Raw genomic sequence first — 25483 nt, forward strand, 5'->3', positions numbered from 1 at the left:
CCTGTCTAAAAGTAAATATATTTGTCAAATATACATATAAATGAAAGTTTTACTTGTTGGTGAATTTAGTAGGTTACATAACTCCCTTAAAGAAGGCTTGCTGGAACTGGGTCATGAAGTTTCCATTGTAGGACACCAAGATGGCTTTAAAAATTACCCAATTGACTACCCAATTAAGAAAAAATGGGATAGTGGTTTTTTAAAAAAATTAAAAGTTGGAATTCATTTGCTGTCTGGTTTTGATGTCAGCTCGTATTTGACTTACAGACAATTTAAAAAACATAAAAATCACTTTACCGGTTTTGATGTAGTTCAGCTTATCAACGAAAACAGCTTTTATTGCAACTTTTTTCATGAAAAAAAAATTCTAAAACACCTCTTCAGCAACAACGCCAAAACTTTCTTGCTATCTTCTGGTTATGACTATTTAAACGTAAAATACTGCTTTGAAAACCCTACTTACAAATCGGTAATTCAAGCATATTTATTAGGTCGAATAAGTACAAAAAGCTTCGAAAACGTATTGAAATTCAAAACAAAATCGTTTAAGAAACTTCATCAATTTATTTACTCAAACATTAAGGGCATTATTGCCTCTGATATGGATTACCATTTTCCTTTGCTTCAAAATCCAAAATATTTAGGTCTAATTCCCAATCCAATCAACACCACTAAAATTAATTTTAAGCCATTAGAAATCGAAGATAAAATCATCATTTTTCACGGAATCAACGCCGTAAATTACCATAAAAAAGGAAATGATTTTTTCGAAAAAGCATTAAAAATAATCGAGTCTAAATACGGGGACAAAATAGAAGTTATTACAACCCGAGATGTTCCTTATGCCACCTACATTCATTCCTATAATAAAGCGCATATTTTACTAGACCAGGCGTATGCTCACGACCAAGGTTACAACGCCTTAGAAGCTATGGCTAAAGGAAAGGTGGTTTTTACGGGCGCGGAACAACAATTCGTAGAGCATTACAAACTGTCCGCTAAAGTAGTTATCAATGCCATCGCTGATGTAGATTATCTGGTTAATGAATTATCCTTACTAATTGAAAACCCAAATGAAATTATTGCAATTGGCCAACGTGCCAGAGCGTTTATAGAAAAAGAGCATGATTATGTCAAGATTTCTGAGCGGTACATAACAACTTGGTCTGAAAGCTAAAACAAGCTTTTCCTAAAATAAACCCCAAGCAATATTAAGTACATGAAATACGTCAAGGCATGCGCCATTACAATCCCTTCTAGCCCATAAATTGAGACTAAGAATATACTGGAGAAGTATGTGATAGAAAGAGATAGCAATTCAGTAAAAATAAAGGCTACTGTAATTTTTTTTGCAAAAAACTGATAGCCTAAAATCAACGAGGCTACTTTTAATACATCTCCTACTAACTGCCAAAAGAACAAAGTGGTCACCGGTAAAAACTCCTGAGTAAAAAGTAATTTAACGATAAAAAAACGAGCGAAATAAACAATAGTCACTCCTAAAATAAAAACGGGTAATATCCCTTTATAAAAACTCCAAAAAATGGTTTTCGTTTCCTGATTATTTTTGGCGACAGCAAGTTTAGGCAAAAAATAAACTGTCAAAATAGTACTTGCAAAAAGCATATAATACGTCGAAATACGCATCATCGTTTCCCAATAACCCGCCTGACTATAACCTAACGTTTGAATAATATTATTTCGTATCGCAAGAAAAATTAAAGGCCCTAAAACGGATGAAACCAATGCCATAAGAGAATAAGAAGACATACTTTTTATGATCTTTAAATCAAAAGCGGAAAGGCTAATTGATTTAAAAATATCAATTTCTTTGTTGACAAAATAGAAACTAAAAAAAAACAATAAAGCTGGTGAAACAACAATCGCTAATAATGCTCCGAAGGTTCTATACTGCAAAATTAAAACTATCGAAACTAGTAATCCGATAGCATTTCCAATACTGTTAGTCCAAATTACTCTTTTAAAACTGCCTAAACCATTCAGAACGGAAATTAAAAAGATAGAGACGACATACCAAGGTAAGGCTAAAGCTAAGGCTTTGAAAACAGACTTATATTGGTACTTATTTCCAAATATTTCTTGGTTCCAAAATGCGGCAAAGAAAAACAAAACACCACTTAAAAGAATAGCAACAAAAACTAAACATATAAAAACAGTGGACAATAATTTTTGAAGACTCGGCTTGTCTTCTTTGATCTCGGCTACATATTTCACAATTCCGTTTTGGAAACCCAAAGTAGAAACACTTTCTACTGAAGTCATAAAATTTCTGAGATTCCCAACTAAAGCCATGCCACTTGGTCCAACAAAAACTGCCAACAATTTAGACGTAACTAACCCAATTCCTATTTTTAATATAATACTTAAGCTATTTAAAGAACTAATTTTAAATAGCTGTGACCGGTATATTTTTTTCAAAACTTCCAAATCAATATTTATTTAAAATTGCTATTATTAAAGTCACTTCTTCAGCGGTCAAAACAGGACTTATAGGTAAACTCAATACCGTTTCATGTATTTTTTCGGTAATAGGAAAAGACAGCGCATTATAATCAGAGAGCGCTTTTTGCTTATGCGGAGGAACCGGATAATGAATCAAGGTCTGTATTCCATTTTCATGTAAATACTTTTGTAATTCCGCTCTGTTTTCTGTTCGAATTACAAACAAATGGAAAACATGATTATTTGAAGAATCCCATTTGGGTAGCACTACTTTATTGTTCTTAATTTCTGCCAAATACCTTCTCGCAATCCTTCTGCGTTGTTCATTTTCGATATCTAAATGTGGTAATTTAACATTTAAAAAAGCGGCTTGTAACTCATCTAATCTAGAATTTACACCTGGATAATCATTGTAGTACTTGGTTTCTGAACCATAATTGCGAAGAGAAAATATTATTTTGGCTAAAGCTGAATCATTTGTAACTATCGCACCTCCGTCACCTAATGCTCCTAGATTTTTTCCAGGATAAAAGCTGTACGCTACGCTTGATTTTTGATTTTCGACTGTTGTTTTTTGATTGCTAATTGCACCATGAGACTGAGCTGCATCTTCTACTACCAGTAAGTTATGTTTAGCAGCAATTGTGTTTATTGCTTCCATTTCCGCCAATTGTCCATACAAGTGAACCGCAAGAACAGCTTTCGTTTTTAAAGTAATTTTCTCAGAAATTAAATCGGGGTTTAGGTTGTAAGTTTCCAACTTTGGCTCGACCAAAACCGGAATTAAATCGGCTTCTAGAATAGCCAGAATAGTAGCAATATAAGTATTAGCAGGAACAATGACCTCATCGCCCTTTTGTAATTTTCCTAATAGAATGTAGCCTTTAAAAATCAGTGTTAAGGCGTCAAAACCATTTCCTACTCCGATGCAATATTTAGCGCTACAGTAACTAGCGAAATTGCTTTCAAAAGCTTTGACTTCTTCTCCTAGAATATACCAACCATTTTCTAAAACCGTTTTCATTTTTACTTGAAAAGCAATTTCGTATGAGGCATTTATTTTTTTTAAATCTAAAAATGGTATCATATCGCAGCCTGATCTAATTTATAATAATTAGCCGTTTCCACTTCATAGAAATCGTGAACTATAGTGCTGGCGCCAAAGCTTTCTTTCCAATAGACCAAGCCCACATTCAGTTTTTTTCCTTGGTTTTTATTAGAGCTTCCAAAATCAAAAAATCGCTTTTTTGCAAATCGTTTATGGATTAAGAAATCGAATAAAAATTCCAAACTACTCAGCGTCTGATTTGTTTCAAATTTAGAAATATATTGACAATGCGCAACGGCTCCACTTTCAAAAATGGTTGCTCCTGCAACAATTGTATCATTATGATAGACATTGAACTGCAAAATACTATCTGGAAACAATTCTTTCAAACGTGCTATTTCTTCCAATGAATGAACAGGTTCAGCATTGTGCCTTCCTGATAAATTTGGAATCAAAATATTATTCCAAAACTGTTCAAAATCACTTTCTTCTTTAATCACCAGATCATTTTGCATTGCTTTTTTAAGACTACTTTTTCTGCCTTTTGCTACTGTATTCTCTTGTAATAAATCTATTACTGCTAACGTATCTCTTTGGGTTAATTTGGCTTCAGCCAAAAACAAAGCGTACTGAATTTCTTCAGAAGGTTTAGTATGGTAGATCGACGGGACTGTTTTTATATGCAGTTCCTCAATCCCCTTTTGGTTTAAAAACAATAAAATGGCTGAAAAAATAGCGATTACCGATGCTAATTTCGTTTGCTCTCCATAAACCAATCCTCCATAAGTCAAACCTTGATGAGAATAAACAGTAGTTTCAACTCGGTTTGCAGGCAATACAGCAATTAGTTTCTTCTCCTGAAAAATCAGTAATGAATAATCTTGAAATCTATCTGAATGATATTCAATGAAATCGCGATGAAACAGAAAGCTAGCATTTTTAGCCTTGCTTATAAAAGCATTCCATTCGTCGAAATATTTAGATTCGTATTGTTTTATTATGTGTTTTTTCAAAGTCGATTTTTAAACATTGGGAAATTAAACAATTATTCGGCAAATATCTCACTATTTATAGAATTAGATTTGTAAAAATAAATCACTAAATTTAGATCCGTTACATTACTTTTATATGACGCAAAAATTACGTTATTGTTTTTATACTTTAATTCTTATTCTATCATCTTGCGTGCATGGACAGGATATCTCGCTCTACAATCAATATAATGGGAGATATGATTTTGTGTTTTTTGGAAACACGTTAAATACCTTTGAAAATGGTACCGGGAGACCTTGCGAAATTAATACCAGCTCATCAGCAATACTGACCTTAAATCCCGGTGATGAAATAGAAAGCGCCTATCTCTATTGGGCTGGCTCTGGATTTGGTGATTTTGAAGTAAAATTAAACGACCAACATATTACTGCTCAAAGAACCTTTCAAGTTACTCAAAGCTCATCTGGGCTTCCTTTTTTCAGTGCTTTTACTGATATAACAGCACAAGTTAAAAATACAGGAAGTGGTGTTTATAATTTAAGTGAATTAGATTTAAGGGACGTAATCGATTATTATTGCTGGAATGGAACCAATTTTGGAGGTTGGGCAATTGTCCTAGTGTATAAAAATGCTAATCTACCCTTAAATCAACTTACTATATATGATGGATTACAGTATGTTCCAAATGAAATAAACATTACGTTAAACAGTTTGAATGTTATTGACAATCAAGATGCAAGAATAGGCTTTGTTGCCTGGGAAGGAGACCGATCAATCAGTGTTAATGAAACGCTGCGAGTGAACGGAAATCCAATCAGTAATTTACCACTGAACCCAGTAGATAACGCATTTAACGGGACCAATAGTTTCACAGGCTCTACTTCGCTTTACAATATGGATTTAGATGTATACAACATTCAAAACAACATTAACATTGGAGATAATTCGGCAAAAATCCAGCTTACGTCAGGTCAAGATTTTGTGATGATCAATGCCATCGTTACCAAATTGAACAGTCAATTACCGGATGCAACACTGCGTATCAACAACATTGACTTAGCCTGTGACTCTAGAAAAATCACTATTGACTATAGTGTTTATAACACTAATAGTACCGCTATTATTCCTATCGCAACTCCAATCGCCATATATACAAATGGAATATTGACGGGCACCACAAAGACCCAAAATAGTATCCCTATTGATGGAGTCGAAAACAACAAAATCACCTTAGATATACCCAACAATATTCAAAGTCCTTTTAATTTGGAATTTTCTGTCGATGATAACGGAAGCCGAATCGGAGTCGTAACAGAACTGAACGAGGAAAATAATTCAAGCGTTATTCAAAATATTTCTTTGAGGATTTCTCCAAAAATCAATATCGTAGCTGACATGGAATCTTGTAATCAAGGGTTAGGAATTGGTTTTTATAACTTTTCAAATTATGACGACTTAGTAAAAGTAAAGACAGAAGACACCGTTAGTTTTTATACTTCGCTAGAAGACGCAACGCTTGGTGTAGAAAATGGAGCCACTGCAATACAGAATACTTACAACTTCAAGACCAATAAAGCGGTTACTACTATATACATTAGAGTCCAAAATGAGTACTGTTTTAGCATTACTTCTTTTCAATTAAACACTAAGAATTGTGCTCCCACTGTACACAACTTTATCTCACCCAATAATGACAATCGCAATGATACCTTTGTGAATAAAGGCATTCGTGATATTTTCTTGAATTTTAAAATATCGATATACAACCGCTGGGGTGCATTATTGTGGGAAGGAAATAACAATACTAGTGACTGGGATGGTTACGCTAGCAAAGGAATACTGCTCGATAACCAAAGATGCCCTGACGGAACTTACTATTACATTATCGAGTTAAACGATCCAGACTACCCTATTCCGCTGGTCGGCTTCTTATATTTATCTCATTAGTTGCTAATTGACGGACTAATTCTTTTCTAAAGTGGGTAAATACCATTTAAATTTCACCGCCATTAAACGAACTAGAATAATTACCAGTGAGGTTATCAGATATAAAATATCACTATCTAAATTGAATTTTTTCAGCATAAAAAATACAATTCCGCCCAAGATACATATAGTGGCATAAATTTCTTTCCTGAAAATTACTGGAATCTCAGCACATAAAATATCTCGTATAACTCCTCCAAAACAAGCGGTCATAGTCCCTAAAGCAACACAAACTACAGGATGCAGACCAACACTAATTCCTTTTTCTATACCAATCAATGTAAAAACTCCAAGTCCAATAGTATCAAACAGAAATAATGACGTACGCAGTCTCTCGAACTTTTTTCTGAATATTAGAGCTAAGACAAAAGCAGCACATATCACATATACATACTCTAAATTAAGCATCCAGCCCACAGGCGTTCTACCAATCATAACATCCCGCAAGGTTCCTCCTCCTACTGCCGTTACAAAGGCAATAATAAAAACGCCAAAAAGATCAAGCTTTTTACTCATAGCAGTCAACGCTCCCGACAAGGCAAAAGCAATTGTTCCTATAATATCCAATAAATGAAACATGATTCTTATGAGTTTAAATTGAGCAAATCGTATTCTTGTTATTAAAAACAATTGCCGCAAAATTAAAAAAAAATAATGGCGTAAAGTAGTTCTGAGAAACATATCTGCGGAATCTCTTTTGGGGTCAACAAATATTCTGTTTCAAATTTTTAAAACTGCCTGTTCTCTACGTATCTTTGTTTCCTAAATAATAATTAAATTTTAGAATATCTTGAAACAAATCACTTCAATTCAAAATCCATTCATAAAATCTTTGGTATTATTGCAAGAAAAAGCTAAAAACCGCAAACAAACAGGCACTTTCTTAATAGAAGGAAAACGCGAAATTTCCTTGGCGCTAAAAGGAGGTTATGAAATAGAAACCATCTTATTTTATCCTGAAATTTGTACTGAAATTGAAGCTAAGAAAATATCAAATACTCCTGAGCTAATTGAAATCAATAAAGATGTATTTCAAAAACTAGCTTATCGTGATACTACTGAGGGTGTTTTGGCTATAGCCAAAACAAAATCACAACAGCTGTCGGATTTAAAATTATCCGACAGTCCTTTAATTCTTGTTGCCGAAGCACCTGAGAAGCCTGGGAACATTGGTGCTTTATTACGAACTGCAGACGCAGCTAATCTTGATGCCGTTATTATTGCCAATCCAAAAAGTGATCTATACAGCCCAAATATTGTTCGCTCCAGTGTAGGCTGCTTGTTTACAAACCAAATTGCAACAGGAACAACAGCAGAAATTATTGCTTTTCTAAAAGAGAAAAAAATCAATTTCTATTGTGCTACTTTGCAAAACTCAACTTCATATCATACCCAAGATTACACTAAACCAACAGCGCTAGTTGTAGGTACGGAAGCAACAGGCTTAACGCAAGAATGGCGTGATGCCGCTACTCAAAATATTATAATCCCAATGCAGGGAGAAATTGATAGTATGAACGTTTCAGTTGCTGCAGCAATATTGATTTTTGAAGCCAAAAGGCAAAGAGGATTTTAAAATTACATTTTTGATTCCAGAATTAAATAAACAAATAAGAATATGAAAAACAAATTATTCGCTCTAATAACATTAATCACAACAACACTTTCCTTCGGACAAATAACCGAGCCGCAAGTGGATGCACTAGTGAACAAAACCTTAACTGCATTTAATGTCCCTGGAATTGCGGTAGCAATTATAAAAGACGGAAAAGTAGTTCTTGCTAAAGGGTATGGGGTAAAATCCATCGATACAAAAGAAAAAGTGGATGCCAATACTTTATTTGGTATTGCTTCTAACAGTAAAGCTTTTACAAGCGCATCACTAGCCATATTAGTGGATGAAGGAAAAATAAAATGGGATGATAAAGTCATAAAATACCTTCCTAACTTTAGGATGTATAATGATTACGTAACTCAGGAATTCACCATTCGTGATTTATTGACACACAGAAGCGGACTTGGACTTGGAGCAGGAGATTTAATGATTTGGCCTGACGGAAGTAACTTTACAGCTACTGATATTATTCAAAACTTACAATACTTGAAGCCTGTTTCGGCTTTTAGAACTAAATATGATTATGACAATCTTTTGTACATTGTAGCAGGAGAAGTCATTCATGTAGTTAGTGGAAAAAGCTGGTGTAATTTTGTTGAAGAACGTATTATGGCACCACTCGAAATGAATCATAGCGCAGCTTCATTTGTTCGCTTAAAAGATTCTACTAATATCATTGCCCCTCACGTACCTATAAATGGAAAGTTGAAAGTAATTAAACGCTACCAAAACCAGCTTTTTGATGCAGCCGCGGGAATTTATTCCAGTGTGAACGATTTGAGTAAATGGGCAATTATGCAAATGAATAATGGAAAATATGGCCCTGACAACAAGCAGTTATTCTCCCAAAAAGAACATGATGAAATGTGGCAGTTGCAAACTATAATTCCAACTAAAACTAGAGCTCCCTACAATACACATTTTAATGGTTATGGACTAGGTTGGTTTTTAAGTGATGTAAAAGGATACAAACAAGTAACACATACTGGTGGACTTGAAGGAATTGTAACACAAACTACTTATATTCCTGAATTACAGTTAGGGATTATTGTATTGACAAACCAACAATCAGGTGCTGCATTTAACGCAATTACAAACACCATAAAAGACAGCTATTTAGATATTGATTCAGAAGACTATGTAACGATATACAGTAACCGCATTAAAGCCAATGAAGAAAGTGCTGATAAAGTAACTGATGAAGTGTGGGCTACCGTTGCCAAAAACAAAAAAGACAAAGTAAAAGTTGACCTAGCTTCAATAACAGGAACATATCAGGATAAATGGTTTGGGGATGTCGTGATAAGCGAGAAAAAAGGGAAGTTGTTTTTTGAATCGAAACGTTCTTCTCAGCTTAGCGGAGAGGTGTTTTTCTATAAAAAAGGAAACTATGTAGTAAAATGGAATAACGCTTACTTGCATGCTGATGCCCATCTCTTTTTTAGCTTTGATGAAAAAGGAAAAGCCATAACGTTAAAAATGAATCCCATCTCTGATTTAACAGATTTCAGCTATGATTTTCAAGATTTGGATTTTATTCGAATCTAAAAAAAATAACTCTAAAACATCCTTGAAAGATCAAGCGGAAAATTAAATATTAGGTAGTAATTTATCTCTTGCATATTTGCCAACTTATAGTTATTTTTAGAAAATGAACCATGCCGCTATGACAGAAATAGATATAGAAAAAGAGAACAAAGCAATTGCTCAGGAATACAAAGAATTACTGCGCATCAGTTACCAGACCTTGACTCCTGAAGACAAGAAATTGATACGTAAGGCATTTGATGTTTCCGTAGAAGCCCATAAAGAACAGCGAAGAAAATCAGGGGAAGCCTATATATTTCACCCTATTGCCGTGGCAAAAATAGTTGCCTCAGAAATAGGTCTGGGTGCCACTTCTATTGCCGCAGCATTATTACATGATGTTGTGGAAGACACTCCCACTACCGTTAAAGACATTGAACGGATTTTTAATCCAAAAGTGGCGCAACTTGTAGAAGGATTAACTAAGATTTCGTTGGTTCAAAAAGACATGAACGTATCGATGCAGGCCGAAAATTTCCGTAAAATGTTATTGACGCTTAATGACGATGTGCGCGTTATCCTAATTAAAATAGCCGATAGATTGCACAACATGCAAACTATGGAGTCCATGGAAAACCATAAACAAGTCAAAATTGCCTCTGAGACTTTATATATATATGCACCTCTTGCCCATCGCCTAGGATTATACAACATCAAAACAAAACTAGAAGATTTAGGGTTAAAATACACTGAACCTATCGTTTACAACAATATCGTTAGCAAAATTAAAGAGACAAAAGAACAACAAGATGCCTACATAAAAGACATCTCTGACGTGATTAAAAGCTCTTTAGATGCTGAAGGAGTTGAATACGTTATAAAAGGTCGTCCAAAATCTATCTATTCTATCAGAAGAAAAATGCTGGCTCAAAATGTAAGCTTTGATGAAGTCTATGATAAATTTGCACTTCGGATCGTTTACAAAGCAAATCCGCACGATGAAAAGTTTCTAGCATGGAAAATATATTCCATTGTAACCGACCATTATCGTCCGAGCCCAAGTCGTTTACGCGACTGGATTTCCTCTCCTAAATCTACCGGATATGAAGCATTGCACATTACGGTCATGGGACCTAAAGGGCGCTGGGTAGAAGTGCAAGTACGCAGTGAGCGTATGGACGAGATTGCAGAAAAAGGGTACGCAGCGCATTACAAATATAAAAATGGTGCGACAGAAGAAGGTGGTTTGGATGTTTGGTTGAACTTACTTAAAGAAGCACTAGAAAACTCAGAAACTAGTGCCGTAGATTTTGTTGAGGATTTTAAAATGAATCTGTATTCAAAAGAAATATATGTTTTTACCCCAAAAGGAGACATCAAATCTTTGCCAAAGGGTGCGACTTCTCTGGATTTTGCATTTAGCATCCATTCTGAAATAGGTATTAAAACTCGTGGAACCCGTGTAAACGGAAAATTAGTCCCTCTAAATTATGAACTAAAAAATGGCGATCAGGTCGAAATTATCACTTCCCAAAATCAAAAACCAACTATCAACTGGTTTGATTACGTTACCACATCACGCGCAAAAAATAAGATTCGAAATGTCTTAAATGAAAATACTAAAAAAATTGCTGAAGACGGAAAAGAAATCCTAACTCGTAAATTAAAGCATCTAAAAATAACTTTAAGTGAGAGCGTAATTAATGAATTAGTCAATTTTTTCAAACTAAAAACCAGTTTAGATTTGTTTTACAGAGTTGGTGTGGGTTCAATTGACAATCAGCAACTTAAAGATTATGCTGCCCAAAAAAGCAACACTTTAATAAATTTCTTTAAAAGTAAAATTAAACGTTCCGGACAAACTGCTGATGCAGACGTCCACAAACAAGTATTGAGCAGCAATTATGACATGCTCGTGTTTGGTAAAGAACAAGATAAATTAGACTACAAACTGTCCACATGCTGTAATCCCATTCCAGGAGACACAGTTTTTGGTTTTGTCACGATAAACGAAGGTATTAAAGTGCATAAAAAAGATTGTCCAAATGCAATTGCGATGCAGTCTAACTATGCGTATCGTATTATGCAGGCCAAATGGATCGATTCGTCACAACAAGAATTTAAGGCGATCATAAATATTACCGGAATGGATACTTTAGGACTTACAAATGAGTTGACTAAAGTAATTTCGAATAATATGCAGGTCAATATTCAAAGCATATCGTTGAACGGAGATGCAGGACTATTCAAAGGACAATTAATTGTTGTCGTACAGAATAGTACTTTACTGAATAAACTAATCGATAATATTAAAAAAATTGACGGAATCGATAAGGTAACCCGTGTTTACAAAAAATAAAAGTATAAGGATTAAATCATTATCATCGATTTTCACGACTCGTTGAGGACTACAGCATTTAGGTTCTTTTTGTTTCAAAACTCACAAATTATGCTCTTATAAGTCCTTAAACTTGAAAACTATTAGAATAAATAATTTATCTTTGCCAGATATGACACTCATTTCCACAGATAACAACAAAAACCAAGAAATTGTAAAAAATGTTTTTACAATGTATCTTGAAAAAAAAGGGCACCGAAAAACTCCTGAACGTTATTCCATCCTTCAAGAAATTTATGAAAGTGAAGAGCATTTTGATATCGAGAATCTTTACATCAAAATGAAAAATAAAAACTACCGTGTCAGTAGAGCGACCTTATATAATACAATTGAGTTATTACTGGACTGTGCTTTAGTTCGCAAGCATCAGTTTGGTCAAAATCAAGCACATTACGAAAAATCATACTTCGATAAACAACATGATCATATTATCATGACCGATACTGGAGAAGTGATTGAGTTTTGTGATCCAAGAATACAAAGCATCAAAAAAACAATCGAAGAAATATTTGATATTGAAATCACTAATCACTCTCTATATCTATACGGAGTCAAGAAAAAACCAATATCAGACACTGAAATTTAAAAAATACGAATCACTTGCGAGAGGTTCAGCAAATAAATAATTAACTGCAAATAATAAACAGAATGACCGTAGATTTATTACTAGGATTACAATGGGGAGATGAAGGAAAAGGAAAAATTGTTGATGTACTTACTTCAAAATACGATATTATTGCTCGTTTTCAAGGTGGACCAAATGCTGGACATACTTTAGAATTTGACGGAATAAAACATGTCCTTAGAACTATTCCTTCTGGAATTTTTCACGATAATAACATTAATATTATTGGGAATGGTGTTGTAATCGACCCAGTTGTTTTTAAAGGTGAAGTTGACGGTTTAGCTAAATTTAATTTAGATATTAAATCAAAATTAATCATTTCAAGAAAAGCACATTTAATTTTACCAACTCACCGTTTACTAGATGCTGCTTCTGAAGCTTCAAAAGGGAAAGCTAAAATTGGTTCTACTCTTAAGGGTATTGGACCAACTTACATGGATAAAACCGGTAGAAACGGAATTCGTGTTGGTGATATCGAACTAGAAGACTTCAAAGAAAGATACAGAGCACTTGCTGACAAGCACGAGGCGATGATCGCATTTTATGATGTAAATATTCAATATAACTTAGAAGAGCTTGAAAAAGAATTTTTTGAATCTATCGAAGATTTGAAAAAACTTGATTTTATTGATAGTGAAGAATATTTACACCAAGCTCAAAAAGCAGGTAAATCAATACTATGTGAAGGAGCGCAAGGTTCATTACTAGATGTAGACTTTGGAACCTATCCATTTGTAACTTCTTCTAATACTACTGCAGCAGGAGCTTGTACTGGTTTAGGAATTGCTCCTAACAAAATCAAAGAAGTATACGGAATTTTCAAAGCATACGTAACACGTGTAGGTAGTGGACCATTTCCAACAGAACTTTTTGACGAAGACGGTACTACAATGGCACGCGTAGGAAATGAATTTGGATCTGTTACAGGAAGACAAAGACGTTGTGGATGGTTAGACCTAGTAGCGCTAAAATATGCTATTCAAGTAAATGGTGTAACGCAATTAATGATGATGAAAGGTGATGTCCTTTCAGGATTTGAAACTTTAAAAATATGTACAGAGTACACTTATAAAGGTAAAAACATCGCTCACTTCCCTTACAACATTGAACCAGAAAATGTAACTCCAGTTTACAAAGAATTTAAAGGTTGGAAAGCAGATTTGACTGGTATGACTACATACGATGAATTACCAAAAGAATTAAAAGAATATATTGACTTCATTGAAAAAGAAGTAGAAGTCCCTATCAAAATTGTCTCTGTAGGGCCAGATAGAACACAAACAATTACTAAATAAGATTAACTAACGCTCTGAAATTTCAGAGCGTTTTTTTTTCTCCTTATTCTATTTATACAATTTAATAAAACTTGATCAGATCGATAACTAATTTCTAACACTCTCTTTTTTGAATCGTAAAAGCTATTCTATATTCCGCTCTTTATTTTTAATTTTTACAATGATAGTTTTGCAATCTTGTAAAGAGGAGGAATTAGTAGTTACTCCAAAACAATTCCAAATAGAAGGGTCGAAAATTATACAAAATTCAAATCCCATTCAGCTTATTGGCGCTAATTCCTTTCACGTATTTAGTTCTGGAAGCACTGATATGAATTCTTGGAATATTGATATTGCCAGAGAATTTATTGGAAACATAAAAGAAACCCCAGTAACGGGTAACGCAATTCAAGACTCAAATGGCTCTTATTTATATTCGTTGCAGCGTATTATTGATGATAATAGAATAAATAAGCGGATTACCATTCTATGTGCTTTTGGTTGGAATGGACAAAAAGTAACAGAGTTTACAGGAAAAAGTCCCGCGCAAACATCGTGGTGGACTGATTACAAAACAAAACTAGCACTTTGGGCTACACAATTTAAAGATCAAGAAGATGTATGGATTGAAGTGTGGAATGAACCATATCGTTTTGATAGAGCTGATGGATTCACAGATACTGTTTGGATGTCTGACATGAGCGAACTGGTCACTACAGTACGAGCGACGGGAAACACAAACATCTTAATAATTCCGTGCGCTGAACAAGGACAAGATGAAAGTATTATTATCAACAAAGGAGCCGATTTTCTAAAAAACAAAACCAACATTCTATTTGATATCCATGCTTATGAAAAATGGCTATTAGATGATGAAATCACAATAAACAATCGCTTAGATGCCTTGAAGAAAGCTAATCTTCCAATTATCTTTGGAGAGACTGCCCCTTTAAACGCTGGGGCTTTAATGAATCCTAAACTATTTTTAGATATTATCTACAATCGAAGTCTATCTGTTTGTGCTTGGGTTTGGAAAAATGATGAGAATGACACAGACGCCTTATTAACAAAGGCCGGATTACCAAATGACAACAATAACAATAACTGGGGGACTACCTTTAAAAATCTTAGTTTGAGAGCTAGAAAACCTTAATTTTACAATATTAAAAGCACGAATAAAAAAATGAAGAATCCGGAAATAAAAATAAAACAAACAGAACTTCTTTCTGATAACTGGTACATATTAAATAAAGTAACTTTCGACTATCAAAAAAACGATAATAGCTGGATTACTCAAAAAAGAGAAGTGTACAATCGTGGAAACGGATCTGCCATTTTACTTTATAATTCAAAACAAAAAACAGTAATTCTTACAAGACAATTTCGATTACCAACGTATCTAAATGAAAACAAATCAGGAATGATGATTGAGGTTTGTGCTGGACTTTTAGACGAGGATAATCCCGAACAATGTATTATTAGAGAAACAGAAGAAGAAACAGGATATCGCATTACAAAAGTTGATAAAGTAATGGAAACCTACATGTCCCCTGGTGCTGTAACTGAAATTTTATACTTATTTACTGGTGAATATGACGAATCTATGAAGGTAAGTGACGGCGGTGGCGTCGCACATGAGGAGGAAAATATCGATGTTATGGAAATATCTTATGACGAGGCATATGCTATGATTGCATCTGGCGAAATTAAAGATGCTAAGACTATTATACTATTACAGCATGCTAAAATAAACAATCTCGTTTAAAACCCTCCCTTTAAAATTTAAGTACATGAATAACCAGACAAAAGGTGTTTTATTCGCACTATGCGCTACCCTACTTTGGTCGGTAAATTTTGTGATTGCAAGCGGGATAAAAGGTCATATTCCGCCTGTAGGCTTGGCTTTTTGGAGATGGACAATCGCTTGTGTGGTTTTGGCTCCTTTTGCTATTAAGAGCACTATTAGAAATCGTATAGAAATAAAGAAAAATATTCGTTTCCTTGCCCTCACTGCAGTTCTTGGAATTACCATATTTAACACGTTGATTTATTTTGCCGGAAAAACAACATCAGCCGTCAACCTATCTTTAATAGCCATTTCCATTCCCTTATTTATTGTAGCAATATCCCGAATCGCTTTCAAGGAAAAAATAAGTAACACCCAAATAATTGGCATCCTAACAATCATACTAGGCGTTCTAATACTAATTACCAAAGGATCTTTACAATCTTTGCTTCAAATAAAGTTCGCAATAGGTGATTTAATAATGCTGATTGCCTGTTTTTTCTTTGCAAGTTATACAATTTTAGTCAGGCTGAAACCAAAGGAATTACCATCCAAAGTATTTCTATTCAGTGTTTTTGTTTTGGGAGTTCTTTTCCTTTTACCTTTCTACCTTTGGGAACACCTTTATTACAAGAAAGTTATTTTTGACTCCACTACAATTTTTGCTACCACTTATGTTGGGATCTTTGCCTCGCTGGTATCCTATTATTTATGGAACGAAGCCATTACGCTAATTGGGACACAAAAAACAGCATTAATCTACTACTTAATACCTGTCTTTAGCGGAGTTTTAGCTTACTTTTTTCTGAATCAGAATATTGTTCTGAGCCAAATCATAAGTATGGGAATCGTTATCGCGGGTTTGTTTATTACTAATCGCAAAAAAACCAGCTCCTCTTACACCCTTTTTAAGCATAAAAAAAGTATAATAAAATAGCTTTCATTATACTTTTTAAAATTTTAAAATCATTAAAATCTTATTTATTAGGCTGAGGGGTCATTCTTAAATAAGGCTTTATTTGCTGATATCCTTTTGGAAATTTCGCAGGTATATCATGATCCGGAATTGAAGGTGAAATTACCACGTCATTCCCGTCTTTCCAGTTTGCAGGTGTCGCCACACTGTATTCTGATGTCAACTGCAAGCTATCAATAACACGCAGAATTTCATCAAAATTACGCCCTGTAGAAGCTGGGTAGGTCAATATCAACTTAATTTTTTTATCAGGTGCAATTATAAAAACAGACCGAACAGTAAAGGTTTCATTTGCATTGGGGTGAATCATATCATAAAGATTTGCGACAGTCTTACTTTCGTCTGCAATGATTGGGTATTGCAAAGTAACATTTTGTGTTTCCTCAATATCTTTAATCCATTTTATATGCGACTCTAATCCATCCACACTTAATGCAATTACTTTTGTATTTCTTTTTTCAAACTCGGGATAATAATTTGCAACAGTTCCCAGTTCAGTAGTACAAACGGGCGTGAAATCGGCAGGATGTGAAAACAAAACACACCATGAATCGCCTATCCACTCATGGAAATTAATTTCCCCCATTGTTGTTTCTGCTGTAAAATCTGGAGCAATATCTCCTAATCGTAGTGTTGCCATAATTTCTTTATATTTTTATTAAAGTTAGTCAAAAAATAGTGAACTAGAAGCGTAAATACACAAAGAAACCAAAACTAGTGTCCGTGTTTTTTCATTTTTACATTGGGTAAAAAATAAGTAAATACGCCCAACAAAGGTAGAAAAGAACTGATTTTATAAACATATTCTATACTGGTTTGATCAGCCAAATACCCCAAGATAGCCGAACCCAAACCTCCCATTCCAAAAGCAAAACCAAAAAACAAACCAGAAATCATCCCCACTTTACCTGGCATCAATTCTTGAGCAAATACTAAAATCGCCGAAAATGCCGAAGCAATGACTATTCCTATAACCACTGATAATATTCCAGTCCAAAACAAATTAGCGTAAGGCAAAAGCAAAGTAAAAGGAGCAGCTCCTAAAATTGAAATCCAAATAATGTATTTCCTCCCAAAACGATCTCCTAATGGTCCGCCAATCAATGTTCCCGCAGCCACAGCGGCTAAGAAAACGAACAAATGAAATTGAGATTCTTGAATACTAAGTCCGAATTTTTTCATTAAATAAAATGTAAAGTAACTCGACATGCTAGACATATAGAAAAACTTCGAAAAAATTAAAAGCAGTAACACGCCTATTGAAATTTGTATTTTTCTCTTCGAAAAAGGGACAATATCTTCGTCATTGGCAATTTTTTTGGCAGCACGTAAATTCAAATGGTTTTGGTACCAAACCGCAATTTTAGTCAAAACGAATATGCCTATAATACCCACTATTACAAACCAAATGATATTCGATTGACCATATGGTGCCACAATTATAGCAACTAACAATGGTCCGATCGCACTTCCGGTGTTCCCGCCCAGCTGAAAGATGGATTGTGCCAAACCTCTTTTCCCGCCAGAACCTAAAAAAGCAACACGCGACGCTTCTGGATGAAATATGGAAGAACCAATCCCCACAAGGGAAACTGCGACTAATATCATCCAAAAATGAGTAGACACCGATAATAAAGCTAATCCCGAAATCGTAAACACCATACCAATTGCCAATGAATATGGTTTTGGTTTTTTATCAGTGTAAAAACCAATAAACGGTTGCAATAAAGAGGCTGTCAGTTGATATACAAAAGTAATCAACCCTATCTGGGTAAAATTCAAGCTAAAATTCTCTTTAAGAATTGGGTAAGTAGACGGAATAACCGACTGCATTAAATCATTTATCAAATGAGCAAAAGCAATAGAGAACAAAACCGAATAAATGGTTTTTTGAGCTCCTGCAGGATTATCTGCTTTTAAATCAGTATTAGAAATAGTATTCATAGCGGATAAAAAAAAGAAGAAATAAAAAATTAAATAAATCGAAGCACAAAATACCAAAAGGCTAAAGTGATAAAAGAAATTGGGATTCCAAAACCAATCATCATACTACTTAAACGAGGCTTCAAACCATGTGTAGCAGCCAATATACTGGCAGTTATCATGGGCGCCATCGCTGACTCCATGATGGCCACTTCAATCATTTTAGAATTTTGATTCAAAATCACAACGTACAACACATAGATTATGGCTGGAGTCAATATTAGTTTATATAGAAGTCCCAATCCCAAAAACCGCCAATGTTGGCTTCGACTTTCAAAACGCAGCTGTAGCCCCACGGAAACCAACGCCAATGGGGTAACTCCACTACCTACTTTCTGGAGAATATATTGTACCCATTCATGGAAATCAAAATTCAACACATTCATCACACAGGCCACCACAAAAGTAATAAATGGAGGGAAAAACATTATTTTTTTAAAAATTTGAATGCCATTCGGCTCCCCTTTAGAGTACATAGTAGCTACCAGAATCCCTAAAGTAGAAAGTACTACAAAAGTTCCGGGTTGATCTACTAATATCGCAGTTTTCATCCCTTCCTGACCATATAGCGCTTCGATAATTGGAAAACCAAGGAACGACGTATTTCCGAGACCTGCCGTTAAGATTAAGCATCCAGTCAGTTTTTTTGACCAACCATACTTTTTTCCTAAAAAACGAAAAAACACAAACGAAACTGCAAACCCAATCCATGCCACGCCAATAGGAAATAACAATTGGTTATTCCAATGAATTTTCGGAATGTAATACAAGGCCAAAGCTGGAAGGCAAATATAAATTACAATCTTATTTAATAGCTTATAGCTGTTAGTAGGAAATCGTTTTACACGTTGCAATACAATCCCAAGAATTAAATAAAAAAAGATAAGAATAAAGTTAATCATCGTCTAAAAATTATATCAGCTAATTTAGCACTATCACTTGGTATAAATCAAAATTATTAGAATTGTATTTCACTATTTTTCAATAATTCAATTTCAATGGGACGAGCTAAACTATTCTACTTAAAAAGCGGATTAAATTCTAATAATTCATGTTTAAGTGTTAATTTTACTAAAATGATTTTAAGCTTTGGAAAACGACAAAATAAAACAGACTGCCCTTAACGAGAAAGCTGGAATTCCCCAGCCAGAAATATTTAGTCCGTCTGTTGTAAAAAACATTCAAAAATATAGAAAAGTACAGCCTTCATCGGATGAACTAGTAACCGGGATTTTATCGGGTAATATAACCGCTCTAAGCCGCGCTATTACTTTAGTAGAAAGCACGAATCCCGATCATTTGCTCAAAGCCAATGAAGTTATTAATGCGTGTTTGCCTCATGCAAATAAATCAGTTCGAATAGGAATAACCGGTGTTCCAGGCGTTGGAAAAAGCACCTTCATTGAAGCGTTTGGAAAACATTTAACTGGATTAGGGAAAAAGGTAGCTGTTCTGGCCGTCGACCCGAGCAGTACGATTTCACACGGAAGTATTTTGGGTGATAAAACCCGAATGGAGGAATTAGTTAAAGATAAAAACGCTTACATCCGACCTTCTGCTTCTGGAGATACCTTAGGTGGTGTAGCCAGAAAGACACGGGAGACAATTACACTTTGTGAAGCTTGTGGCTTTGACACCATTATCATAGAAACGGTAGGTGTTGGTCAAAGTGAAACAGCGGTTCATAGTATGGTGGACTTCTTTTTGTTATTAAAAATTGCCGGAGCCGGCGATGAGTTACAAGGTATCAAACGAGGTATTATGGAAATGGCAGACGCGATTGTCATCAATAAAGCAGATGGTGATAACATTCGAAAAGCAAAACTAGCTAAGACAGAGTTCAATAGAGCGCTGCATTTATTTCCTGCAAAAAGATCAGGTTGGATTCCCACAACCGCTACCTGTAGTGCGATTACCCAAGATGGAATTCCAGATGTTTGGGAAACGATTGTACAATTTGTCGAACTCACAAAAGGCAATGATTACTTTAATGTAAAACGTTCGGAGCAAAATGAATATTGGATGCTCGAAACCATCAACGAACAGCTTAAGCTTAGTTTTTATAATAATTCTGACATTCAAAAATTATTAGATTCAACTAAAAAAGCGGTGCAAAATGGTGAAATTTCACCTTTTGCAGCCGCTCAAATATTGTTAGAAAAGTATTTTAAAGGATAAATCTATTTGATATTTCATCTAGACTTTCAGTAAAACAATATATTAATCGTTACTCTTTCTCGTAACGTTCCATTTCTCTATCATAAAACTCGTTAGCCAAAACTATTAATCCTTCCATTTCGGCATTTAATTCGCCTTCATCAAGGTCTTCGGCTTCTTCAATAAATTCTACCTCATCATCTTTAAGATTGATTATGAATCTTGGATAATCTAAGTGAATGATAAAGATATCTTCTTGAAAATCAGTGTTATCGCCTAGTAAAAATTTTGGTAATTCCATTTATAAATGTTAAATCATTAATTGCTAAATTCATTGCAACGATTAAATCAATAATCGTTGCAACAAATATAATCTATTTATCAGAAAGAATGATTGAAGAACTTCCTTTACCATCCATAAAAATAATTTTTGTGTTTGGTGATGCAGCTAGTTCTTTTTGTGCTTTTATGGATTCATATTGCAATTGTTTAGCTGTTAAACCCGTAGAAATAATTCTTTGATAATCAGCAATACCTTGTGCTTCCACTCTTTTACGTTCTGCTTCCTGTTTTTCTTTTTGAAGCACGAAAGTCATTTTTTGCGCGTCTTGTTCAGCATTAATTTTACTTTCAATAGATGCTTTTACTGAAGTAGGAAGATTAATATTTCTAATCAGTAATTGCTCCAGAATCAAACCTCTTGATTTAAAATCAGTCTCAATACTTTTAAAAATTCGATCTTGAAATTCATTTCTTTTAGTAGAATATAAAGCCACAGCATCATAGTAAACTGCGTTATCACGGATACGTGTTCTAGTAACCGGTCGCACAATTTTATCCATATAGCTAACCCCTATTTCTTTAAAAATTGTTGGAGCATCTGCAGCCGATACGCGGTACAATACCGTTAAATCAATAACCACCTCAAGACCGTCATTTGATAATACTCGAATAGCATCATCGCCCTCTTGAGCTCCTTCAGACTGTGCGGCAGACATAGTATAGTTTTGAGTTTGGGTATCAAAAATGGTTACATCCAAAAGTGGATTTATAACATTCAGACCACTTGTAAGAATCCCTGGTTCCACATTACCATACAAGGATTTAACCCCCACTGTACCAGCATCAATTTGCTTAAATGCAGACGAGAATATTCCTCCAATAATTAGCAAAATCCCAATAATTTTAAAAAGATTTGAAAATTTTGACAGCGGATTTTGATCTGTTTTCAAAGTAAAGCTCATAACCACTAAGATTATGCCTAGAATAATAAGTATTATCATGTATTTTAATTTAGAATGTTTATTGGTCAAATAAGAACAATAAACGAATTAGAAGTTATAATGTTAGAATAACATTATTTTATAGATTTCTCTAAGATTAACTTTTTCGTCAATCGAGAGAAGCGAATATACAAAAATAAAGCGGCAAAAGATAATCCTACCAGTAAACCTATCCAAATACCAGTAGCTTTCAAATCAGTATATAAACCTAAGTAAATTGAAATTGGAAATCCAACAACCCAATAAGCCACAAATGTAATATACATTGGTACTTTCACATCCTGTAATCCTCTTAGGGCTCCCAAAACAACAACCTGAATTCCGTCTGAAATTTGAAAAAATGCTGCCACAAATAGTAGCTGAGAGGCTATTACAACAACTTCCTTAGTCTCTACTATGTGCCTCATATCGTTAACATCCACAAACATTTGAGGTAAATATTGGTGAAAAACCACAAAAATAACAGCAAACACCGTCTCTAGAAGTATGGCCAATAAAAATATGGATCGCGCCACAAGCTGCAGTTTAGCATAATCCATCAGTCCTTTCTGATTTCCTACTCTAATCGTTACTGCCACACTCAAACCCATGGCAAACATAAAAGTCAAAGAAGCTAAACTCAACGCAATCTGATTAGCAGCCTGACTCGTCGTTCCTAAAACCCCCGAAAGCCAAATTGCCCCTGTAAACAAACCTACCTCAAAAAACATTTGCATAGAGGAAGGTAAGCCTAAGTTGATAATCTTATTAAGCATTTTTTTCTTGATTTCTTTTAAACTGAAGTTTTCAAAATAGGGATGGAATTTTGGTTTTCTAATCATGATGTAATGCATAAAAAGCAACATAACAATACGAGAAATAATCGTACCGATAGCTGCTCCCACAATTCCCATTTTAGGAAAGATCCAAATCCCATAAATCAAGAAATAATTAATGACCACATTAATGACATTACCAATGATTGTGGCCCACATAGAATATTTAGTTTCTGATTTCCCATCAGCAAACTGCTTGTACGCCTGAAAAACTATAAGCGGAACAAGAGAGAAAGCAACGATATCGAGATACGGCTTTGCCATTTCCACCACAATATCCGGTTGTCCCATGAAAGCGATCAAAGGCTTAAAAAAGAATATAATAAGAAATAAAGTCAAACCTAAAACCGTGCATAAAAACAGCCCGTTATGAAATACGCTTCTTCCTTCTTCAATATCATTCTTCCCGTCAGACTCTGCTGCCAAGGGAGTTATCGCAGTAGAAAAACCAATACCTATTGACATGGCTATAAAAACAAAGCTATTACCTAAAGAAACCGCTGCCAATTCTGTTGGCCCTAGTTTTCCCACCATAATATTGTCTACAATCCCAACAATTGTATGTCCAAGCATCCCTAAAATGATTGGATAAGCCAGTCTTAAATTATAGGAAAACTCTTGAGTATATTTAGAAAAATTCACTGTATTATTATTTTGAAGGCAAAGATAATTAGAAGCTTTTGATTGTTCTTGTATTATTCAACTAATAAGCTCCCTTTTTTTAAGATATTATCCCTTACTCCCGAATTATATAAGAAAATCAAATAATTCTATAACTTTTCAGGAGAGCTGCCGCTATACATTTGCACCAGTCATCAATACAACAATAGATATTCAGATGGCATTAAAATTATCAATATAAAAACCCAGATTTATGAAAACGACAACAAAAATTAAGACACTACTTGTATTAGCAATCTCAGCTTTTTTATCAAATACAACATCTGCGCAAGACACAGCAGTAAAAAATTACGATCAAGGTTTCAAATTAGGATTTGGTGTTAGTGGTGGATATGCTACTCAAGACCCATACAAATTAGCCTTAGGTGCAGATGCAAGATTACAATATGATTTAACAAAAAGATACTCTTTAACATTGACTACTGGATTTACAAATCTTTTTGTAAGTGAAGCTGATGCATTTCCAGGTGAAGCTACTGGAAAAGATTTAGGATTCATTCCAGCTAAAGCAGGTTTTAAAGCATTCGTTTGGAATGACGAATTTTATGTAATGGGAGAAGCTGGTGCTGCATTTGCGGTAACTAACGATTACAACCAAACTTCTTTAATCTTAGCGCCAAGTATTGGTTACGCAACAAAATACATTGACGTTTCATTGCGTTACGAGCACTATTCTGATTTTAGAAAAATGAACAATAATGAAACTATAGGAAAAGGTGTTGGACAAGTTGGTGTACGTCTAGCTTATGGTTTTCAACTATAATACAATTTTGAATTAGTAAAAAAAATGCTCTGAATTTCAGAGCATTTTTTTTTATTCTTTTGCCAACATCTCCTTGTACAATTCGATGTTGCCCTGAATTTTCTCATCCATCTCAGGCATTTGAATGTCAGTATGTTTCTGCATTTCTTCCCAAATAATTTTACCTATAATATAGCGGCACATGTCCTTATCATCGGCTGGAACTACGTACCAAGGAGCATACGCTGAAGAAGTATTGTTTATCGCCTCTTCGTAATAATGCATATAATCATCCCAACGTTCTCTTTCTTTTAAATCTCCTACTGAGAACTTCCAATTGTGCTTTTTCTCTTCTAATCGACGCAATAAACGTTGCCTCTGCTCTTCTTTACTCATATGCAAAAAGAATTTCAAAACGATGGTTCCGTTTTGAGTAATGTGTTTCTCAAAATTCCTGATTTGTTCCATTCTGTTTTCCCAAAAAGAAGGTGTAATCGACGAAACGTCTTCAATCCCCGGTATATTTTCATTTAGAATATATTCAGGATGTACCCGAGTAACTAATACATTCTCATAATGCGTTCTGTTAAAAACAGCAAATTTTCCTTTTTCTGGTAACGCTAAATAATGACGCCATAAATAATCATGCTCCAGTTCGGTCGAATTAGGTGTCTTAAAACTATGTACAACAACTCCGCGTGAGTTAAATTCCTTAAAAACTTCCCGAATCAAGCTGTCTTTACCAGAAGTATCCATCCCCTGCAAACAAATCAAAACTCCATATCGATTGTGGGCATACATCGTGTCCTGCAAGTCACTCAACTTTTCGCGAACATCATCTAATTTATCTTCTTTTGTATCATCGCTGGCACCAATATCTAAATTAGTAGGAAGTTTTGACAATTCTATCTTGTTAACTACTTTAAAATCTTCGGGATTAATCGATTTCATAGGGATTTTTTTATCTTTACTTTCTCAAATATAACAAATAATCAGGATTAATCTTGATGATTTTTTGGAGCTTTTTCCAGCTATTCGCTACAATCTATTGTGCCGCCCCGAAGCTTCGGGACTGGCACAATAGGATTTTCTCTTTTATCTGGGCTAGGGCTTTACGTTTTCAACAACAAA

The 25483-nt window shown here is 34.5% G+C and carries 23 protein-coding genes; 12 read left to right on the forward strand and 11 right to left on the reverse strand.

Annotated features, from left to right (window positions below):
* Positions 1-40 precede the first annotated feature (40 nt).
* Positions 41-1177, forward strand: a complete 1137-nt coding sequence (locus AAC069_RS00355) for a glycosyltransferase (RefSeq protein WP_339918567.1) — start codon at positions 41-43, stop codon at positions 1175-1177.
* On the opposite strand, the gene AAC069_RS00360 is transcribed toward AAC069_RS00355, so the two are convergent.
* Genes AAC069_RS00360 through AAC069_RS00370 form a run of 3 tightly spaced genes read right to left on the reverse strand, consistent with a single transcriptional unit; the run spans position 1174 to position 4524 of the window.
* A complete protein-coding gene (locus tag AAC069_RS00360) occupies positions 1174-2448 on the reverse strand; it encodes an O-antigen translocase (RefSeq protein WP_339918568.1) in 1275 nt (424 codons plus the stop codon). The genes AAC069_RS00355 and AAC069_RS00360 overlap by 4 nt on opposite strands.
* 1 nt (position 2449) lies before the next feature.
* Positions 2450-3550 (reverse strand): DegT/DnrJ/EryC1/StrS family aminotransferase, encoded by a 1101-nt coding sequence (locus AAC069_RS00365; protein ID WP_339918569.1) that lies wholly within the window; start codon positions 3548-3550, stop codon positions 2450-2452.
* Positions 3547-4524 (reverse strand): GNAT family N-acetyltransferase, encoded by a 978-nt coding sequence (locus AAC069_RS00370; protein WP_339918570.1) that lies wholly within the window; start codon positions 4522-4524, stop codon positions 3547-3549. Before AAC069_RS00370 ends, AAC069_RS00365 begins: the two co-directional genes overlap by 4 nt.
* 115 nt (positions 4525-4639) lie before the next feature.
* Here AAC069_RS00370 and AAC069_RS00375 point away from each other — a divergent pair, with 115 nt between their 5' ends.
* Complete coding sequence (locus AAC069_RS00375) at positions 4640-6451, forward strand: gliding motility-associated C-terminal domain-containing protein (RefSeq protein ID WP_339918571.1); 1812 nt, start codon at positions 4640-4642, stop codon at positions 6449-6451.
* Positions 6452-6466: 15 nt separating this feature from the next.
* Here the strand turns inward: AAC069_RS00375 and AAC069_RS00380 are convergent, their stop codons facing one another.
* On the reverse strand, positions 6467-7069 hold the full coding sequence (locus AAC069_RS00380; protein WP_339918572.1) for a trimeric intracellular cation channel family protein: 603 nt from the start codon (positions 7067-7069) through the stop codon (positions 6467-6469).
* Positions 7070-7280: 211 nt separating this feature from the next.
* Here AAC069_RS00380 and AAC069_RS00385 point away from each other — a divergent pair, with 211 nt between their 5' ends.
* From AAC069_RS00385 to AAC069_RS00420, 8 genes are all read left to right on the forward strand, one after another.
* A complete protein-coding gene (locus AAC069_RS00385; RefSeq protein ID WP_339918573.1) occupies positions 7281-8066 on the forward strand; it encodes an RNA methyltransferase in 786 nt (261 codons plus the stop codon).
* Between the two features lie 42 nt (positions 8067-8108).
* Positions 8109-9653, forward strand: coding sequence for a serine hydrolase (locus AAC069_RS00390; RefSeq protein ID WP_339918574.1), 1545 nt, complete (start codon positions 8109-8111; stop codon positions 9651-9653).
* A 118-nt stretch (positions 9654-9771) separates the two neighbouring features.
* Positions 9772-11991 carry a RelA/SpoT family protein gene (locus AAC069_RS00395; RefSeq protein WP_339918575.1) on the forward strand — a complete coding sequence of 740 codons (2220 nt, stop codon included), beginning with the start codon at positions 9772-9774 and terminating at the stop codon, positions 11989-11991.
* Between the two features lie 151 nt (positions 11992-12142).
* Complete coding sequence (locus AAC069_RS00400; protein WP_091084457.1) at positions 12143-12616, forward strand: transcriptional repressor; 474 nt, start codon at positions 12143-12145, stop codon at positions 12614-12616.
* A 62-nt stretch (positions 12617-12678) separates the two neighbouring features.
* Complete coding sequence (locus AAC069_RS00405; protein ID WP_339918576.1) at positions 12679-13950, forward strand: adenylosuccinate synthase; 1272 nt, start codon at positions 12679-12681, stop codon at positions 13948-13950.
* Positions 13951-14110: 160 nt separating this feature from the next.
* A complete protein-coding gene (locus AAC069_RS00410) occupies positions 14111-15082 on the forward strand; it encodes a cellulase family glycosylhydrolase (RefSeq protein WP_339918577.1) in 972 nt (323 codons plus the stop codon).
* A gap of 30 nt (positions 15083-15112) precedes the next feature.
* Positions 15113-15694, forward strand: a complete 582-nt coding sequence (locus AAC069_RS00415; protein ID WP_339918578.1) for an NUDIX domain-containing protein — start codon at positions 15113-15115, stop codon at positions 15692-15694.
* 25 nt (positions 15695-15719) lie between these two features.
* On the forward strand, positions 15720-16652 hold the full coding sequence (locus tag AAC069_RS00420; protein ID WP_339918579.1) for a DMT family transporter: 933 nt from the start codon (positions 15720-15722) through the stop codon (positions 16650-16652).
* A 40-nt stretch (positions 16653-16692) separates the two neighbouring features.
* Here AAC069_RS00420 and AAC069_RS00425 read toward each other — a convergent pair whose 3' ends face one another.
* The 3 genes from AAC069_RS00425 to AAC069_RS00435 form a co-directional block, all read right to left on the reverse strand.
* Positions 16693-17331 carry a peroxiredoxin gene (locus AAC069_RS00425; RefSeq protein WP_339918580.1) on the reverse strand — a complete coding sequence of 213 codons (639 nt, stop codon included), beginning with the start codon at positions 17329-17331 and terminating at the stop codon, positions 16693-16695.
* Between the two features lie 74 nt (positions 17332-17405).
* Positions 17406-18635 (reverse strand): MFS transporter, encoded by a 1230-nt coding sequence (locus AAC069_RS00430; RefSeq protein WP_339918581.1) that lies wholly within the window; start codon positions 18633-18635, stop codon positions 17406-17408.
* Between the two features lie 29 nt (positions 18636-18664).
* Positions 18665-19576: an AEC family transporter gene (locus tag AAC069_RS00435; RefSeq protein ID WP_339918582.1), complete on the reverse strand. Its 912-nt coding sequence runs from the start codon at positions 19574-19576 to the stop codon at positions 18665-18667.
* A 187-nt stretch (positions 19577-19763) separates the two neighbouring features.
* Between AAC069_RS00435 and meaB the strand changes: the two genes are divergently transcribed.
* Positions 19764-20852 (forward strand): methylmalonyl Co-A mutase-associated GTPase MeaB, encoded by a 1089-nt coding sequence (gene meaB, locus AAC069_RS00440; protein ID WP_339918583.1) that lies wholly within the window; start codon positions 19764-19766, stop codon positions 20850-20852.
* 49 nt (positions 20853-20901) lie between these two features.
* Here the strand turns inward: meaB and AAC069_RS00445 are convergent, their stop codons facing one another.
* From AAC069_RS00445 to AAC069_RS00455, 3 genes are all read right to left on the reverse strand, one after another.
* Positions 20902-21132 carry a hypothetical protein gene (locus AAC069_RS00445; protein ID WP_074721236.1) on the reverse strand — a complete coding sequence of 77 codons (231 nt, stop codon included), beginning with the start codon at positions 21130-21132 and terminating at the stop codon, positions 20902-20904.
* 73 nt (positions 21133-21205) lie between these two features.
* Positions 21206-22114: a prohibitin family protein gene (locus tag AAC069_RS00450; protein ID WP_339918584.1), complete on the reverse strand. Its 909-nt coding sequence runs from the start codon at positions 22112-22114 to the stop codon at positions 21206-21208.
* Positions 22115-22188: 74 nt separating this feature from the next.
* Positions 22189-23571 carry an MATE family efflux transporter gene (locus AAC069_RS00455; protein WP_339918585.1) on the reverse strand — a complete coding sequence of 461 codons (1383 nt, stop codon included), beginning with the start codon at positions 23569-23571 and terminating at the stop codon, positions 22189-22191.
* 232 nt (positions 23572-23803) lie between these two features.
* On the opposite strand from AAC069_RS00455, the gene AAC069_RS00460 reads away from it, so the two are divergent.
* Complete coding sequence (locus AAC069_RS00460; protein WP_339918586.1) at positions 23804-24373, forward strand: hypothetical protein; 570 nt, start codon at positions 23804-23806, stop codon at positions 24371-24373.
* Positions 24374-24424: 51 nt separating this feature from the next.
* Here the strand turns inward: AAC069_RS00460 and AAC069_RS00465 are convergent, their stop codons facing one another.
* Positions 24425-25303 (reverse strand): PPK2 family polyphosphate kinase, encoded by an 879-nt coding sequence (locus tag AAC069_RS00465; RefSeq protein ID WP_339918587.1) that lies wholly within the window; start codon positions 25301-25303, stop codon positions 24425-24427.
* Positions 25304-25483: the final 180 nt, after the last annotated feature.

It is taken from the genome of uncultured Flavobacterium sp. (assembly GCF_963974175.1).
Classification (GTDB): Bacteria; Bacteroidota; Bacteroidia; order Flavobacteriales; family Flavobacteriaceae; genus Flavobacterium.